Here is a 15,589-nt window from a genome sequence, read left to right as displayed (position 1 = left end):
AATTTTCCTTGTGTTACCGGATGTCGGCGGTGGAAATGAAAGCGACATCTTATCAAGAGAATACGCACAGTGGGAAGCCTAAATGCGATCTCTTATCATTTAGACGAATAAGTTGGAAAAAAGTGCAAATGACAGGCAAAAAAAAAGCCAGACCCAAGGGTCTGGCTAAAACCTTCATAGAAGGAGAGAGAAATATAAGACTATAGAAGCTGAACATTCCTATGGACTTGTTGCAAATAGTACTGAACGCAAGACCATTCGCCATGAGCGACTTCTCCTATTAAAACGGGAATATGTTCCTTTTCAAAAACATACAAGCAAAAACAGGGCTTTACGACGATAAACCATGGCTTATTGCAAAGCGCATTAACTCAGCTGTTTTGTTGATATCCAGCTTACCTTTAATCTGTGTCAGGTTATTTGCGACAGTTTTATAACTAATACCTAACACGTCGGAAATTTCATTCATACTTTTACCTTCACCCAGTAAACGTAATATCTCCAGTTCACGACGGGAAAGATCACTTAAGGCACTGGTACCGGCATCAATATTCAACATCGCCAGCTGCTGCGCCATATCAGGGCTCAGATAAATTTTACCTTCCAGCACTTTACTGACCGCTTCGACCAGATGATCAGCGGCATTGTTCTTGGTGATGTAACCGCGTGCTCCAGCCTGCATGGCACGGGAAGCAAAAACCGGATCTTCATGCATGCTGAACATTAACACCTTGGCCGTGTCGCGATTCGCCCGGATGCGGCGTAATACTTCCAAGCCACCGACACCAGGAAGTGTGATATCCAGTAATACCATATCGGGATACAACTCCTGAAACAGTCGGTAGCCTTCTTCTCCAGTTTCAGCTTCTACAACTTTGGCCGATGGAATTTGCTGAATCAATTGCCGACAGCCCGCTCTGACAATCGGATGATCGTCTACCACTAGGATTGTGATGTTCTGTTTCATTTTTTATTTTCACTCTTCAAAGGGATCATTACCCGTACCTGCAAACCCTGGCCTTCGGCAGTATCAAACGCAATCTTACCACCTAATGCCGAGACCCTTTCACGCATTCCGATTAAACCAAAACCTTTGACTGCAGAAGTATCCAAACCCTTACCATCATCGGTAACCGTTACTTTTATATGTTGTTTCTCACGCTTCACTTCAACCCGCACATGGCTGGCTTCAGCATGGCGGACACAGTTGGTGGTACATTCCTGCACCACTCGATAAACCGTCACTTGCAGAGTGTCTGGGAGTCCCGTGAAATCTCCAATAAAATCCCATTCCCAATCAATTTCAGGCTGACGATCCCGCCAGTTGTGCAACATATCACGTAAGGCTTCTGCCAGCCCCAGATCATCAAGCGTCATGGGCCGCAAGCGGCTGAGCATTTTACGAACCAAAGACTGAATATGGCTGGTAATTAATTTGACCGAGCTGACTTTTTCTTCGACGTCCGGCAATTTGTTTTCAATGGCAATGCGTTCAATTTCTGCAAGATCCACTCGAATACCAAACAGACATGGGGCCAACTCATCGTGCAGTTCACGCGCCAGATCACGCCGTTCAGATTCCTGCAAGGTCAGCATATTGCCCGCCAATGCATGGTTTTCAGCCATTGTGGTATCCAACACATCAGCCATATGATTGAAACGAATCTGAATCGGCTTTAACTCCTTGGCGCCTCCTGTATCAACGCGCGCATGAAAATCACCTTTCTCAAGCCTGCCCAATGCATCGGCTAATTGCTGCAATGGCCTTAAACCGTGTAATAACGCCATATAAATAAGAGTGGATATTACCGTCAGAAAAAACAGTCCCAGCAATAGCAGGGTTTCCATATCCCGCCATACTTCAGTGACTTCATCACTTGGATCGGCCTCAACCACCAGATAACCATACGATTGACTGCCGCGGGTAATAAGTCGTCGGAACGCCACCGCTTCAGGTTCCATCAAACGGATAAACCAGTCCGGCGCATCCGGCCGGTTGGTAAACGGTACTCCCTCTTCATGGCCGATTAACGGTTGGCCGTTCATGTCTTCAAACCAGGCGCGGATGTGTCTTGTATGACGCACACTGTCAACAATCAGGGTTACCCGCTCGCTCAAGTCGTTGGAAAAACGTAAGGTCGGCAAGGCATTGATCAATAATCCACGTGCCAACTGAGTACTGGATGCCATTTCGGCCGCTACTGCCTGACGGGCATTCTGAATCATAAAATAGCCAGCGGCGACAAAGTTGAATACCAGGATCAAGGTTACAATGATCAATAAACGCAGTTTCAGGCTCATGTCGGGTCAGTTATCTCGCTGTGATAGGCTAAGGCCTATTGAACTTTCATAGCCGACATTGTTTGTTGCGACTATGAGAAATCAAATTGACCTACAATTATCGCACATCATCAAATCAGGACTCTGTAAATGCAAGCGCAAAGCAATCAACAACTTTTCCTTCAGGCTCAAAAACATATCCCGGGTGGCGTCAATTCACCCGTCCGTGCATTCAAAGGTGTCGGCGGTGATCCGGTATTTTTCAGCAGCGCAAAAGGCGCCTGGCTTACCGATGTTGAAGGTAAAAATTATATTGATTATATCGGCTCATGGGGACCAATGATTGCCGGTCATGCGCATCCGCAAGTTATTGAGGCCGTTCAGCTAATGTGTGCAAACGGTCTGGGATATGGCGCGCCCACAGCAATTGAAACTGAAATGGCAGATTTACTCTGTGAATTAGTGCCTTCAATGGAAATGGTGCGTATGGTCAGCTCCGGTACTGAAGCGACCATGAGTGCCATTCGTCTGGCTCGCGGCCATACCGGTCGTGACAAAATCGTTAAGTTTGAAGGCTGTTACCACGGTCACGCAGACTCGTTATTAGTCAAAGCTGGCAGTGGTGCATTAACCCTAGGAGAACCTTCTTCTGCTGGAGTGCCTAAAGCGATTGCCGAGCACACCATTACCTTACGCTACAACGATATGGAATCAGTCAACCAATGTTTTGCTGAAATCGGTGATCAGGTTGCCTGCATTATTGTCGAGCCGGTTGCCGGAAATATGAACTGTATTCCACCGATTCCGGGTTTTCTCGAAGGCTTGCGCGAAGTCTGTGATCAATACGGCAGTCTGCTGATTTTTGATGAAGTCATGACCGGTTTCCGGGTCGCTTTGGGCGGTGCGCAGCAACATTATGGAATCAAACCTGATCTCACTACGCTGGGTAAAGTAGTCGGTGGTGGTTTACCGGTTGGAGCTTTTGGTGGACGTAAAGATGTGATGCATTCTATTGCACCGCTTGGTCCGGTATATCAAGCAGGTACATTATCAGGGAATCCAGTAGCAATGGCAGCTGGCCTTGCAACTTTGAAGCTGGTACAACAACCCGGCTTTCATGATCACCTCAGTCAACAGACAGCTAAATTAGCTAATGGCTTGAAACAAAAAGCCGATGCGGCCGGTATTCCGATGAGTATCAATTATGTTGGTGGCATGTTTGGCTTTTTCTTTACCGAAGAAGCCAACATTGAGTTTTTTGAGCAGGTCACCCAATGTGATCAGGAACGTTTTAAAAAGTTTTATCACGGCATGCTGGATCGTGGGGTCTATCTTGCACCTTCAGCATTTGAAGCAGGCTTTGTCTCTGCTGCACATGGTGATGATGAAATTGAAGCCACTCTGGCAGCAGCAGAGCTGGTTTTGGCGAGCTTATAAATGAATACGCTGTACTGGCACGATTATGAGACGACTGGCACCGATCCACGATTTGATCGGCCACTACAGTTCGCCGGCGTGCGCACCGATGAAGATCTGAATATCATCGGTGAACCATTGATGATTTACTGCAAACCGGCAGCCGATGTATTACCGCATCCAATGGCGAGTTTAATAACGGGCATCACGCCACAGAAAGCACAACAGGAAGGCCTGACTGAGGCCGAATTCATTAAACAAATTCATGATGAACTGTCACAGCCAGGTACCTGCGGTGTGGGCTATAACAGTTTGCGATTTGATGATGAATTTACCCGCTTCGCCCTGTTTCGTAATTTTTACGATGCCTATGCCCGCGAATGGCAAAACGGTAATTCACGCTGGGACATTATTGATATGGTGCGTCTCACCCGGGCTCTTCGTCCGGAAGGAATCGAGTGGCCTAATCGTGAAGACGGCCAGCCCAGTTTTCGTCTGGAAGCCTTAACTGCTGCAAACGGTATTGAACATCAGGGTGCGCATGATGCATTAGTGGATGTGTATGCCACCATCGCATTGGCAAAACTGATTAAAGATCGTCAGCCAAAACTTTATGACTATATTTATCAGTTACGCCGAAAACAGCAGCTCGCTCCATTACTGAACCTGCATCAGGCTGATCCGGTATTACATACTTCACGCATGTACCCTTCAGAATACTGCAATACGGCACTGGTAGTGCCACTAGCCAAAGAACCAAACAACAATAATGGGGTGATTGTTTATGATCTGCGCCATGATCCTTCGGCTTTACTGGAGCAGGATGCCGATACCATTCGGCAATGGTTATTTACCCCAACCAAAGATCTCCCCCAGGGTGTTTCGCGTCCGGCAATCAAAACCGTGCATATCAATAAATGTCCGGTCATTGTTCCTGCAGCTACGCTGGATGATGCTGCTGCCGAGCGGCTGCAGATTGATCGGGAATTAAGTCATAAACATCTGCAACTTCTACGTGAGGCTGGTGAATCATTACAGCAAAAATTGCAGAAAGTTTTCAGTCAGAAATCATTTGATGAGATAGACGATGTTGATGCCAGCTTATATGGCGGCGGTTTCTTTGATGACAGCGATAAAAACAAAATGACCCTGATCCGCGAAGCGGCTCCTGATCAATTGGGCACGTTATCGATACCTTTTAACGATTCGCGATTACCGGAAATGCTGTTTCGCTACCGAGCGCGTAACTGGCCCGAATCATTAAATGAAAGTGAAGCAGAACAATGGCAGCAATTCTGTCGGACCAAATTAACCGCAACTGCATCGCCTGGACTTACATTTGAAAAATTTAATGCTGCTTTAGCGGAGTGTCGGCAGCAAGAGCTCACCGCAGCCCAACAGCAAACTTTGGACGACTTGCAACGTTATGTCACTGAGCAACAAATCGCATTAGGAATGAACAGTTCTAATTGAACAGCCGCGTTTGATTTACAATGTGCGCATGTCAACTACTGCCAAAATCCTGCTCACCACCCTGAATGCCCGTTATATGCACTCGGCATTTGGTTTGCGTTATTTATATGCCAATCTGGGTGAGCATCAATCCGCCGCCGAACTGATCGAATTCACTATTCAGGAACAACCGCTGAGCATTGCTGAAAAATTGCTTAGTTATCAGCCTGAGGTTATCGGTTTCAGTGTGTATATATGGAATGTCAGTGAAATTGAAGCCGTTGTTGCCTTATTAAAATCGATTAAGCCTGAAATTCGCATTATTCTCGGTGGCCCGGAAGTCAGTCATTCACCTGATTTGCCAAAAGTTTGTGAGCTGGCTGATTATGTGATTGCCGGACCCGGTGAACAGGATTTTCGTGAGCTTTGCGAAAAATTACTGACCAATGATAATCCTGCAACTAAATATATTGATGGCCGAGCAACACCACTGGAACAGTTGATTCTGCCTTATCGTTTTTACAACGATGAGGATATTCGTAACCGGTTGATCTACGTTGAAGCTTCCCGTGGCTGTCCATTTAAATGTGAGTTTTGTTTATCGGCTTTGGATAAAACCGCGACGGCCTTTCCACTCGATGAGTTTCTCGCTGAAATAGATCAGCTGTGGCAGCGTGGTGTGCGAAATTTTAAATTTATAGACCGTACCTTTAATCTGAAAATCACCACCAGCATTGCCATTCTGGAGTTTTTCCTGGAACGCATGAGCGATGATTTATATCTGCATTTTGAAGTTGTGCCGGATAATCTGCCAGATAAATTGAAATCGGTCTTGCAGAAATTTCCGCCCAACAGTCTGCAATTTGAGATTGGCATTCAAACTTTTGACAGCGAAATCCAGGAACGAATCAGCCGCAAGCAGAACAACGATAAGAGCAAAGACAATATTCGCTGGTTGCGTGAACATAGCGGTGCGCATTTACACACCGATCTGATCTTCGGTTTGCCCGGCGATACTCTGGAAAATTTTGCTGACAGCTTTGAGCAATTAATCGCATTGAATCCTCATGAAATTCAGGTCGGCATTCTCAAACGTCTGCGTGGCGCGCCATTGAACCGGCATAATGAACCCAGTGATTTACGCTTTAATCCTCTGCCGCCGTATAACCTGCTCAGCAGCCGTGAAATCGACTTTATCACCATGCAAAGGGTCAATCGTTTTGCCCGTTACTGGGATTTGATCGGGAACTCAGGGCGGTTCATCAATACCCTGCCGTTGCTGCTTGATGATCAACCGTTCTGGCATTTCATGACCCTGTCAGATCAGATTTATCAGCGTACTGGTCAAACTGCCAAAATTGCCTTGAAACGTCTTTTTGAACTGATTTATGTTGTGCTGACAGAAGATATGCATCAACCGGTTGAATTGGTGAAAGATCATCTGCGGCTGGATTATGCCCGTGCCGGTCTTAAAGGCCAGCCGGATTATGAAGCGCTGCCAACGTTAAACAAACCTGCCAAAGTCGGTATGGCCAATAAACGCCAGCGGTTTCATGCTTGAGTTTTCACAATCAAATTTGGTTATGAGTTAAATTAAGATGTTGGGTTTCGCACCTCACCCCAACCTGCCCTGCCCTGCCCTTGAATGTTGGGCTTCACACGCTCAGCGCCAACCTACGATCAGACACTAATATGGAATCAGATAAATCATTCACTCCCAGCCCCTGCATTGGCAAATGTGGTCTTGATACACAGGATATCTGTCGGGGCTGTTTTCGGACGATGGATGAGATATTACGCTGGGAAAATATGAGTGAACCGGACAGGCAGGTAACGGTAATGAACTGCAAAGAAAGGCGGCAGCGTAGAGCTAACGCACAGCGCAATCGTTAGACAATCAATTTGGCAAGTGTTTTAAATTCTGCATGGCTGGCATCGCCAAGCCATTCAAACAGCAGCGATTCCACATTACTAATGACCACGCCGGCATGGCGCATGCGTTGAATAGCATTGTATTGATTGGATTTTGAACGGGAGCAGACCCCATCTTCAGCTACATGAACATTGAAGTTTTCAGCCTGTAACGCTAAAGCAGTTTGCAATACACATATATGCGTTTCCATTCCCACCAGAATAACCTGCTGACGGTTCGTTGCAGCCAGTTGAAAGCGGAAATCCTCAGATTGCAGGCAGGAAAAACAGGTTTTCTCAATCGTTTTGGTGCCTACGGGCAAATTATTCTGTAAATCTGACTCTGTAGGTCCAAGTCCTTTGGGGTATTGTTCCGTCACAATAACAGGAATATTCAGCACCTTGGCGGCAGAAAGTAAAATTCTAATCTGTTTATTAAGGCGCTCACGTACTCCATCAGGCATGGCCTGAGCTAATTTCAGTTGAACATCAATTATCACTAAAACACTGTTTTCAGAATTTGCCATCATGGCAATAACCACTCCTCAGGTTCAGGGTACCAGCCATTGGTTAATTTGCTCGATATCATTCACGCTGACAATACCAGCAGCTTGTTTGAGTCTTAACGTATTGACGACATATTCATAGCGGGAGCGGGAGTAATCACGTAATGCGCTGAATAATTCTCGACGCGCATTCAAAACATCTACGGTTGTCCTTGTGCCGACATCAAAACCCGCTTCAGTGGACTCCAGTGCCTTTTTATTGGAATATACCGCCTGCTGCAGCGCATTGACCCGGCTAACGCCTGACATGACGCTGTTATAGGCGGCACGGGTCTGACGTATAATTGCTCGCCGCTGTTCTTCTTCATTTTGCATGGCTTCATCCAACCTGAAACTGGCTTCGCGAGTCCTTGAATTAACAACACCACCTGCATAGATAGGAATATTGATCTGCAACCCCAGAATTTTCTGATGCGTTTTATTGCTACCACTCAAATTGCTGTCACTTTGAGAGGTGTAGCCCTTCTGCGCGACCAAATCCAGCGTTGGGTAATGACCACTACGTTCAAATTCTATATTTTCCTTGGCCAGTCCAACATTACTATTGGCAGAGAGTAATACCGGATTCATGACGATTGCCTGCTCACTCCACTCATCAATATTTTCTGGCTCAGGCTTGACCAGAGGTGTTTCTTCCTTTAATTCAGCCAGTTCACTGGGATATTGACCGGCGGTTTCCCGTAAAGCCTCGCGAGCATTTGCCAATAAGTTTTCAGCTTCAATAACGGCGGCAGTTGCCAGATCATAAGCCGCACGGGCTTCGGTGACATCAATAATAGTAGCCAAGCCAACTTCAAATCGCTGCTCAGCTTGCTCAAGTTGTTTTTCAATGGCTTCAAGTTCTGCCAATGCAAAGCTTAAATCATCTTCGGCACCCAAAACAGCGAAGTAGCGCTCAGCCACACGAACAATCAAATCCTGCTCGACAAATTGATAATCCGCTGTAGCGCCTTCAATCGCAATAGTTGCCTGCCGTGATTGTACAAAGTTGTTACGTCGATAAATCGGCTGCACCAGACTCAGTGTATAACCATGATCGTTATATTCGCTGGAGCCACCAAAACGTTGGGAAGAGCTGTCTGTCCATACTTTACTGTTATTAGCGACCATATCCACTTGGGGCAAAAAGGCTGCATCAGCTTGATCTTCTAATTCACTCGTGGCAAGAAGCGACGCTGCCTGTGCCATTAATATCGGATCGCTCTGGACAGATAAATTATATATATCGACCAGATCCTGAACCGCCCATGCCGGCCTGGAAAATACTGCTGCGAAAAAAACTGCAATAAACAGCGTTTTCATTATCTATCCTTAATAAACTCTCATATTTTTGTCGATCTGCGCTGCCCAGGCATTCATGCCACCTTCGAGATTTATGACGTCGGTAAAACCCAATTGTTCTAAATATTGACCGACTTGTGCGCTGCGTTGGCCTGAACGACAAATCAACACTATCGGACTGTCTTTTTCAGATTCAAGTTCTTCAACATGTACCGGAATACTGTTCATTGGCATATGTTTCGCATTTTCCAGCATGCCATTGGCAAGTTCGTGTGCTTCACGCACATCAATCAGAATCGCTTCCTGTGCGTTTTCCTGCAAAAACTCATTTAATTGAGTTGCTGACATTTGTTTCATAACAAGCTCTCTGGGTTAAAAGTTAAATTCTGGTTTTGTTTCAGCATGCACCAATGGTGCGACCACCGTTTCAAATAAATTCTCTGTTTGCCATTGCCACTCGCCTGTGCGAGTAATGCGTTGCACATGCATTGCAGGTGCCTGCCCGGTGATAGCGACTAAATGGCCACCGACTTTGAGTGCATGGAGGTAATCTTCCGGTACCTGCTGACAGCTGGCTGTCAGGACAATAACATCAATGCGATCTGCCAATTTCCAGCCATGACTGGCATCACCACACTGCAAGTTTACATTTTGTAAGCCTGCAGCTTTTAATCGTGAACCCGCCAAAGTGGACAATTCTGCAAAATATTCAATACTAATGACGTTTAATGACAGTTGTGCAATCAATGCTGTAAAAAATCCACTGCCGGTACCGACTTCCAGCACCGAATCAGATGGTTTTAATTGCAGAAATTGTAATATTCGTCCCTCTTCCAGCGGTGTCCACATAAACTGACCACAGCCAATTGGTAATCGTGTGTCTGAATACGCCAACGCTTTGTAATCATCCGAGACAAACTGTGCCCGATCAATTTGCTGTAATGCCTTCAAAACTTCAGGATTGGAAACTTCATTGGGCCGCACTTGCTGCCAGACCATATTGGAATGCGCTGAATTCATGGTGAATGTCATGGATAATTCCTAAGTGGTTGCCGCTTGTTTTTATCAATCGGCTAGGATATGACCTTTCCAAAAGCGGTGCAACCGCATCTGCATTGAAGATGCCCGCTGCTAATTGCTATCTGACCACTGCTGTATGCAAGGTATACGAAGCAGAATTTGATTGTTCATGGATAACGAAGTTTATAAGCAAAAGAAGTGCTGGAGTATTAACTTTAACTGCGCTTGGTCGCCCGATGAAATAACGGTTCATGAACTGATTCTCGTGAAAAGCGCCAGCAGGCAATGGCAATCGCAGCCGCAGAAAATGCAGCAAGAACCGTCATATCTGTCCAAATCGAAAAATCAGACTGGGCTCCGGGAACGGCATGTTTTAAAAGATCTACGCCATAACTGAACGGATTAATCAGCACCACATAGCGCAGGAAATCAGGCAGCTGACTCACTGGATACAACGCCCCGCTCAGGAAAAACACCGGGAAGATAAAGAAATTCATGATGACCGCAAAGTTATCCAATGTTTTGGAAAATACTGCAATCAAACCGCCCATCGACGCACAGGCCACTGCTGTTAGTAAAGCAGGTGGAATTAATAATAGGGCAATCTGTAAATCAATCAAGCCGATCAGTAATAGAATAATTAACAGTAATAAAGCCTGCACCATGGCAGTAATTGTCGCAGCAATCAGTTTGGATAATACGATCCAGTAATGTGCAACCGGTGCGATCATCATCATTCGCATCACACCAAATTCTTTGTCATAGACCAAAGTTAAGGCCGATAGCAATGCCGCAAATAATAACGTCATGGCCAATACGCCAGGCACCAGAAACTGTAGATAGCCCTCCTGCTGCGCACCACTAAGCATGCTGCCAACACCCGAACCAATCACCAGTAACCAGATCATCGGACGTACCATTGAGCTGAATAAGCGGGCTTTTTGACGAAATAATTTTGTCAGCTCTCGACCTACAACAGCTTTAACTGGTAACCAACTCATGCTGACTGCTCCTGTTCGGGGGGACAGACTTTCCACAGATACACATCATTGAGATTGGGTTTACGCCAACGCATCGCCGTAATGCTGTCTCCAAGGGATTGTTGTAAAGAATGAAGATCTGTCTCGGCATCCTTTATGAGAAAGCTTAACTGTTCATCCTCAATAATGGGTTTGCCAAACTGTGGTGTTAGTTTAGTAACCACCGGCTCAATATCGACAGTTTCAATTTCCAGTACATAAGCCGCCAACTGACGCATCAAATCAACTGGTTTCCCCCCTTTTTGTAATACGCCACGCTGAATGAAATCAACATGATCACAGGCTACGGCTTCTTCAAGGTAATGGGTAGTTAAAAAGACTGTCATGCCATGATCTCTGCGCAACTGTTCGACAAATCGCCAAATAGAACGTCGATTCGGCAGATCCAGACCAATGGTTGGTTCATCAAGGAATAATACTTGCGGCTGATGCAATACACCGCGGGCAATATCCACGGCTCGACGCTGTCCACCGGAAAGCGCCAGCAATTTGGCATTACGACGTGAACCTAAATTAAAGACGGCAAGTAATTCTTCGATACGTTCGTTGGCCTGTTTTTTAGTCATGCCATACAACGCTGCAGCAAATTGCAGATTTTCATCCACCGTCATGGTGCGATCCAAAGCAGAATCCTGAAACACTAAACCGACCAACCCCCGAATTGCCACCGGATCAGCCGAGATGGACTGATTGGCAATCCAGGCTTCACCAGCTGATGGAGAAGTCATAGTGGTGAGCATATGGATGGTAGTACTTTTGCCAGCGCCATTCGGGCCTAACAAGCCATAACATTGACCCGCTTTGACCTGCAGATCCAGTCCATTAACGACAACGGCCTGACCATATTGTTTGGTCAGGCCGCTGGTTTTTATCGCAAACTCAGAACCCACTGATTTGTTTCGAGTTTTTCGGGTTACGGAAAACCAATGGCTTGGCAACTTCAGTTGATTTTTCAGACTCCCTGCGACCACGTTCAATTGCTTCATCAACCACATGACGATCAGGTGACTTACTGCAAACCGGATCAGCCATTGCGGGATCGCCTGTCAGCATATACGCCTGACAACGACAGCCACCAAAGTCTTTTACTTTCTCATCACAGCTGCGGCAAGGCTCTTTCATCCAGTCAAAACCACGGAAGCGATTAAAGTCATTTGAATCTTCCCAAATTTCCTTCACGCTAGTATCGCGGACATTTGGCAATGTCATCCCAGGTAGCTCACGTGCCGCATGGCAAGGTAATGCAGTACCATCTGGAGTGACCGTCAAGAATACATTGCCCCAGCCATTCATACAGGCTTTCGGACGGTCTTCATAATAGTCTGGCACAACATAATAGATCTTCATGTTGCCTTTTTGCTGTTCCTGATACTCATGCGCAATGCGCTCAGCACGAACCAGCTGCTCTTTCAAAGGCAATAATTGATCACGGTTATGCATCGCCCAGCCGTAATATTGAGTGGTGGCCAGCTCGACATAATCTGCATCCAGATTGATTGCCAGATCCAGGATTTCGTCGATTTTATCTATATTCTGCCGATGGGTAACAAAACACAGAACCATCGGATAACCCGCCGCTTTAACCGCTTTGGCCATTTCAATTTTATGTTGAAAGGCATCAGTACCCGCAATCAGGTTATTCAAATCTTCTGAGCTCGCTTGGAAACTGACCTGGATATGATCCAGTCCCGCCTCTTTAAAGGCTATTGCTTTGCTGGCATCCAGCCCGATACCGGAGGTAATCAGGTTGGTGTAAAAACCTAAATCCCGTGCTGCACGAATCAATTCGATGATATCGGGACGAACCAAAGGTTCACCTCCGGATAATCCCAGCTGTGTTGCCCCCATTGCCCGAGCTTGTTTGAATACATCAATCCATTCTTCGGTGGTCAATTCGCTTTTGATTTTGGCGAAATCCATCGGGTTTGAACAATACGGGCACTGCAAAGGGCAAGCATAGGTCAGCTCTGCCAATAGCCATAAAGGCTGTCGGATAGCATCACGTACATTCATCCCCAGAGCACCACCGGTGCTGCCGGGCGCTTTATTCTGCTCTGATCCAGTCGTTGCCATGTGCTTCCTCCAAAAACTGATAGACGTCATCGTCTAAATCTGCGCCATCAAAGGCGACTTTAAGTTCAGCAATTAATTCGCTGACGGTTTGTTTTTTCTCACTGATACGTTTCAATATTTCACCGGCCGCAGGATTCAGTTTGACCATACCTTCGGGATACAATAAAACATAACAATCCTGCATGGGCTCCCATTGAAAGCGGTAACCTAGTGCCAGTACCAGCACACTGTCTGCGTTAAATACGCGATTTGTCATTTTTCAACATCCATACAATAAGGTGGGCGATCTTCAATATACGCCATCCACATTGCATCCAACATGGTCCACAAGATATCCAGCTTGAACTGCAACAGATCCAGCGCACGCTGTTGTTTCTCGCGTGTATCACAATAATCCAGCGTGATTTGCAAGCCGTGTTCTACATCACGACGCGCTTCACTTAACCGTTTACGGAAATAACGGTAACCGCGCTCATCTATCCACGGATACATTTCCGGCCAATTGTCCAAACGTGCCTGATGAATTTTTGGTGCAAACAATTCGGTTAAAGAAGAGCCGGCAGCTTCCTGCCAAGGTGCACGGCGAGCAAAATTGACATAGGCATCAATTGCGAAACGCACACCCGGTAAAACATGTTCATAGGAAGTCAGTTCCTGACGCGTCAGGCCTACGGCTTCTCCAAGTTGCAACCAAGCTTCAATACCACCTTCCTGGCCTTCAAAACCATCGTGATCCAGAATGCGTTGTACCCAGTGTTTACGTACCTCGGCATCTTCACAGTTGGCCATAATCGCCGCATCCTTAATAGGAATCGCGGTTTGGTAATAAAAGCGGTTTGCTACCCACCCCTGAACCTGTTTCTGATTCAACTTACCCGTATGCATCAATTTATGGAACGGATGATTGATGTGATAGAACTGCTCTTTATCACGCAGCTTTTGTTCGAATTCTTCTTTTGACCAAGGTGTGTTGTCAGCCATCGTTTGCCCTTTCCCGATTGTTATAGCTCAATATCCATACCATCATATGCCAACTCAATTCCTGCGTTGTTCAGCACCTGACGTTCTGCCGATTCTTCATTAAGGATCGGATTAGTATTATTAATATGAATCAAAATCTTGCGGGGACGTTCCATCGAATTTAAAAAACTGATGGTGCCGCCATCTTCAGACTGATTAATATGGCCCATTTCCTGAGCCCGTTTATCACTGATGCCTTCTTTTGACATCTCGTCATCGGTCCATACCGTGCCATCCACCAGAACTACATCAGCATTACGCATAAATTCAAGTACGTGATCTTCAACTACCCCAAGACCCGGCGCATAAAATACATTTTTACCAGTACGGGTATCTTCAACCCGAATGCCTACATTGTCTCCTGGCACGGTGTTATGGCGATGCGGTGAGTAAGGGGGCGCTTCACTCTTTAAAGGCACTGCAGTAAATATCAGGCCTGGTGCTGCCGGGATGGTAAATGATTCTAAATCAGTTTTTATTTCATGCCAGTTTATGCCACGAAAATGACCAAGAATATTAAATACCGGAAACCCTGTAGTCAGATCATCATGTACTGCTTCAGTGCAGTAGATATCCCATGGTTTATTATGTTCACGTAATGTCAACAGACCAGTTACATGGTCAATCTGAGCATCAGTAATCAATATGGCTTTGATAGCGGTATCACGAACTTCTCTTGCCGGCTGCAGTGCCGGAAAATCATCCATCTGTTTTTTGATATCCGGTGAGGCATTAAACAAAATCCAATCCACACCATCTGAGCTGATGGCAATTGAGGATTGTGTACGTCTGCTTGCTTTTACTGTTCCTTCACGCACACCTTTACAGTTATTGCAGTTGCAATTCCATTGTGGAAAGCCTCCGCCGGCTCCTGATCCCATGACATGTATGTGCATATTTCTCTTTCCTGTCGACTATTCAGCAAATCACACTGATTTATTAAAGATAGTCATCGTAACGTAAAGCAGTCTGATTTGCTGGTCGGTTGAAGATGCCCGGGGGATAAACCCCGGACACATATCTGGTCGTTAAATCTTAACGGTTGCAGATATACATGGTTACTTCAAAACCGAAACGCATGTCTGAATATTCTGGTTTAGTCCACATAATAATTTCCTCTCTATTAATTGTAAGTAAAACCGTCTGAACTATTCACACGGTAGGTGAATGTTACGGTGATGTGGAATAAGTAGCGTCAGCAATTGACGCCTTGGGGTTCAGGATTTTCCTGAATGGGTGCCAGGAAAAATAGCCTGATTTTGTTTGATGGAAGTGACTTTAGATTTTTAAAGTAAGATAACTTTGTTTCAGGCAAAAAAAAACCCGACATCAACGATGCCGGGTTCTTAATTTTACTTAACTGTCTATTTATTAACTATAGACTTTTGCTAGCTGTATTACAGGCTAAATACGCTCAGAACACCACCCAGGTTAGTCCAGCTAGACAGTGCTTTGTAAGCACCAACTGCACCAAGACCGTCTGAGTCATTTTCCAAACTTGGGATAGCCATACCGATACCAGCCCAACCA

Annotated in this window: 17 protein-coding genes; 4 read left to right on the top strand and 13 right to left on the bottom strand. The window is 45.8% G+C overall.

The window, feature by feature from the left end:
- Positions 1 to 331: 331 nt before the first annotated feature.
- Together B3S93_RS02225 and B3S93_RS02220 are read right to left on the bottom strand one after the other, a co-directional pair.
- Positions 332 to 967: a response regulator gene (locus tag B3S93_RS02225; RefSeq protein ID WP_292353463.1), complete on the bottom strand. Its 636-nt coding sequence runs from the start codon at positions 965 to 967 to the stop codon at positions 332 to 334.
- Positions 964 to 2,301: an ATP-binding protein gene (locus tag B3S93_RS02220; RefSeq protein WP_292353462.1), complete on the bottom strand. Its 1,338-nt coding sequence runs from the start codon at positions 2,299 to 2,301 to the stop codon at positions 964 to 966. Before B3S93_RS02220 ends, B3S93_RS02225 begins: the two co-directional genes overlap by 4 nt.
- Positions 2,302 to 2,430: 129 nt before the next feature.
- Between B3S93_RS02220 and hemL the strand changes: the two genes are divergently transcribed.
- From hemL to B3S93_RS02200, 4 genes are all read left to right on the top strand, one after another.
- Positions 2,431 to 3,717, top strand: a complete 1,287-nt coding sequence (gene hemL, locus B3S93_RS02215) for a glutamate-1-semialdehyde 2,1-aminomutase (RefSeq protein WP_292400462.1) — start codon at positions 2,431 to 2,433, stop codon at positions 3,715 to 3,717.
- Complete coding sequence (gene sbcB / locus B3S93_RS02210; protein WP_292400466.1) at positions 3,718 to 5,169, top strand: exodeoxyribonuclease I; 1,452 nt, start codon at positions 3,718 to 3,720, stop codon at positions 5,167 to 5,169.
- Positions 5,170 to 5,197: 28 nt separating this feature from the next.
- Complete coding sequence (locus B3S93_RS02205; RefSeq protein ID WP_292400469.1) at positions 5,198 to 6,709, top strand: B12-binding domain-containing radical SAM protein; 1,512 nt, start codon at positions 5,198 to 5,200, stop codon at positions 6,707 to 6,709.
- Between the two features lie 131 nt (positions 6,710 to 6,840).
- Entirely contained in the window at positions 6,841 to 7,041 is a 201-nt protein-coding gene (locus B3S93_RS02200) for a DUF1289 domain-containing protein (protein WP_292400474.1), read from the top strand.
- Here B3S93_RS02200 and B3S93_RS02195 read toward each other — a convergent pair.
- The 11 genes from B3S93_RS02195 to pqqA all read right to left on the bottom strand — a co-directional run bounded on the left by B3S93_RS02195 (position 7,038) and on the right by pqqA (position 15,166).
- Positions 7,038 to 7,589, bottom strand: a complete 552-nt coding sequence (locus B3S93_RS02195; RefSeq protein WP_292400477.1) for a hydrolase — start codon at positions 7,587 to 7,589, stop codon at positions 7,038 to 7,040. The two genes, B3S93_RS02200 and B3S93_RS02195, sit on opposite strands and share 4 nt — an antisense overlap.
- A 21-nt stretch (positions 7,590 to 7,610) precedes the next feature.
- A complete protein-coding gene (locus B3S93_RS02190) occupies positions 7,611 to 8,927 on the bottom strand; it encodes a TolC family outer membrane protein (RefSeq protein WP_292400480.1) in 1,317 nt (438 codons plus the stop codon).
- A gap of 9 nt (positions 8,928 to 8,936) precedes the next feature.
- Positions 8,937 to 9,263 carry a rhodanese-like domain-containing protein gene (locus B3S93_RS02185; protein WP_292353456.1) on the bottom strand — a complete coding sequence of 109 codons (327 nt, stop codon included), beginning with the start codon at positions 9,261 to 9,263 and terminating at the stop codon, positions 8,937 to 8,939.
- Between the two features lie 15 nt (positions 9,264 to 9,278).
- Entirely contained in the window at positions 9,279 to 9,938 is a 660-nt protein-coding gene (locus tag B3S93_RS02180; RefSeq protein ID WP_292353455.1) for a protein-L-isoaspartate O-methyltransferase family protein, read from the bottom strand.
- A 203-nt stretch (positions 9,939 to 10,141) separates the two neighbouring features.
- A complete protein-coding gene (locus B3S93_RS02175) occupies positions 10,142 to 10,927 on the bottom strand; it encodes an ABC transporter permease (RefSeq protein WP_292400482.1) in 786 nt (261 codons plus the stop codon).
- Positions 10,924 to 11,856, bottom strand: coding sequence for an ABC transporter ATP-binding protein (locus B3S93_RS02170; protein ID WP_292353453.1), 933 nt, complete (start codon positions 11,854 to 11,856; stop codon positions 10,924 to 10,926). The genes B3S93_RS02175 and B3S93_RS02170 overlap by 4 nt, the downstream gene beginning before the upstream one ends.
- Entirely contained in the window at positions 11,846 to 13,039 is a 1,194-nt protein-coding gene (gene pqqE / locus B3S93_RS02165) for a pyrroloquinoline quinone biosynthesis protein PqqE (protein WP_292400485.1), read from the bottom strand. The genes B3S93_RS02170 and pqqE overlap by 11 nt, the downstream gene beginning before the upstream one ends.
- Positions 13,011 to 13,295 carry a pyrroloquinoline quinone biosynthesis peptide chaperone PqqD gene (gene pqqD, locus B3S93_RS02160; RefSeq protein WP_292400487.1) on the bottom strand — a complete coding sequence of 95 codons (285 nt, stop codon included), beginning with the start codon at positions 13,293 to 13,295 and terminating at the stop codon, positions 13,011 to 13,013. The genes pqqE and pqqD overlap by 29 nt, the downstream gene beginning before the upstream one ends.
- Positions 13,292 to 14,020, bottom strand: coding sequence for a pyrroloquinoline-quinone synthase PqqC (gene pqqC / locus B3S93_RS02155; protein WP_292353450.1), 729 nt, complete (start codon positions 14,018 to 14,020; stop codon positions 13,292 to 13,294). The genes pqqD and pqqC overlap by 4 nt, the downstream gene beginning before the upstream one ends.
- 20 nt (positions 14,021 to 14,040) lie before the next feature.
- Positions 14,041 to 14,955 (bottom strand): pyrroloquinoline quinone biosynthesis protein PqqB, encoded by a 915-nt coding sequence (pqqB, locus tag B3S93_RS02150; protein ID WP_292400490.1) that lies wholly within the window; start codon positions 14,953 to 14,955, stop codon positions 14,041 to 14,043.
- A 139-nt stretch (positions 14,956 to 15,094) separates the two neighbouring features.
- Positions 15,095 to 15,166 carry a pyrroloquinoline quinone precursor peptide PqqA gene (gene pqqA / locus B3S93_RS02145; RefSeq protein WP_081443609.1) on the bottom strand — a complete coding sequence of 24 codons (72 nt, stop codon included), beginning with the start codon at positions 15,164 to 15,166 and terminating at the stop codon, positions 15,095 to 15,097.
- Positions 15,167 to 15,589: the final 423 nt, after the last annotated feature.

It is taken from the genome of Methylophaga sp. UBA3613, from assembly GCF_002375415.1.
Lineage (GTDB): Bacteria > Pseudomonadota > Gammaproteobacteria > Nitrosococcales > Methylophagaceae > Methylophaga.
The sequence above is the reverse complement of the archived record's forward strand: the minus strand, read 5'-3'. Positions and strand labels throughout refer to the sequence as shown.

What these genes read in the sequence shown, in the direction of transcription:
- B3S93_RS02225 (WP_292353463.1), bottom strand. Translation starts at nt 967, where the DNA reads ATGAAACAGAACATCACAATCCTAGTGGTAGACGATCATCCGATTGTC.
- B3S93_RS02220 (WP_292353462.1), bottom strand. Translation starts at nt 2,301, where the DNA reads ATGAGCCTGAAACTGCGTTTATTGATCATTGTAACCTTGATCCTGGTA.
- hemL (WP_292400462.1), top strand. Translation starts at nt 2,431, where the DNA reads ATGCAAGCGCAAAGCAATCAACAACTTTTCCTTCAGGCTCAAAAACAT.
- sbcB (WP_292400466.1), top strand. Translation starts at nt 3,718, where the DNA reads ATGAATACGCTGTACTGGCACGATTATGAGACGACTGGCACCGATCCA.
- B3S93_RS02205 (WP_292400469.1), top strand. Translation starts at nt 5,198, where the DNA reads ATGTCAACTACTGCCAAAATCCTGCTCACCACCCTGAATGCCCGTTAT.
- B3S93_RS02200 (WP_292400474.1), top strand. Translation starts at nt 6,841, where the DNA reads ATGGAATCAGATAAATCATTCACTCCCAGCCCCTGCATTGGCAAATGT.
- B3S93_RS02195 (WP_292400477.1), bottom strand. Translation starts at nt 7,589, where the DNA reads ATGATGGCAAATTCTGAAAACAGTGTTTTAGTGATAATTGATGTTCAA.
- B3S93_RS02190 (WP_292400480.1), bottom strand. Translation starts at nt 8,927, where the DNA reads ATGAAAACGCTGTTTATTGCAGTTTTTTTCGCAGCAGTATTTTCCAGG.
- B3S93_RS02185 (WP_292353456.1), bottom strand. Translation starts at nt 9,263, where the DNA reads ATGAAACAAATGTCAGCAACTCAATTAAATGAGTTTTTGCAGGAAAAC.
- B3S93_RS02180 (WP_292353455.1), bottom strand. Translation starts at nt 9,938, where the DNA reads ATGACATTCACCATGAATTCAGCGCATTCCAATATGGTCTGGCAGCAA.
- B3S93_RS02175 (WP_292400482.1), bottom strand. Translation starts at nt 10,927, where the DNA reads ATGAGTTGGTTACCAGTTAAAGCTGTTGTAGGTCGAGAGCTGACAAAA.
- pqqE (WP_292400485.1), bottom strand. Translation starts at nt 13,039, where the DNA reads ATGGCAACGACTGGATCAGAGCAGAATAAAGCGCCCGGCAGCACCGGT.
- pqqD (WP_292400487.1), bottom strand. Translation starts at nt 13,295, where the DNA reads ATGACAAATCGCGTATTTAACGCAGACAGTGTGCTGGTACTGGCACTA.
- pqqC (WP_292353450.1), bottom strand. Translation starts at nt 14,020, where the DNA reads ATGGCTGACAACACACCTTGGTCAAAAGAAGAATTCGAACAAAAGCTG.
- pqqB (WP_292400490.1), bottom strand. Translation starts at nt 14,955, where the DNA reads ATGCACATACATGTCATGGGATCAGGAGCCGGCGGAGGCTTTCCACAA.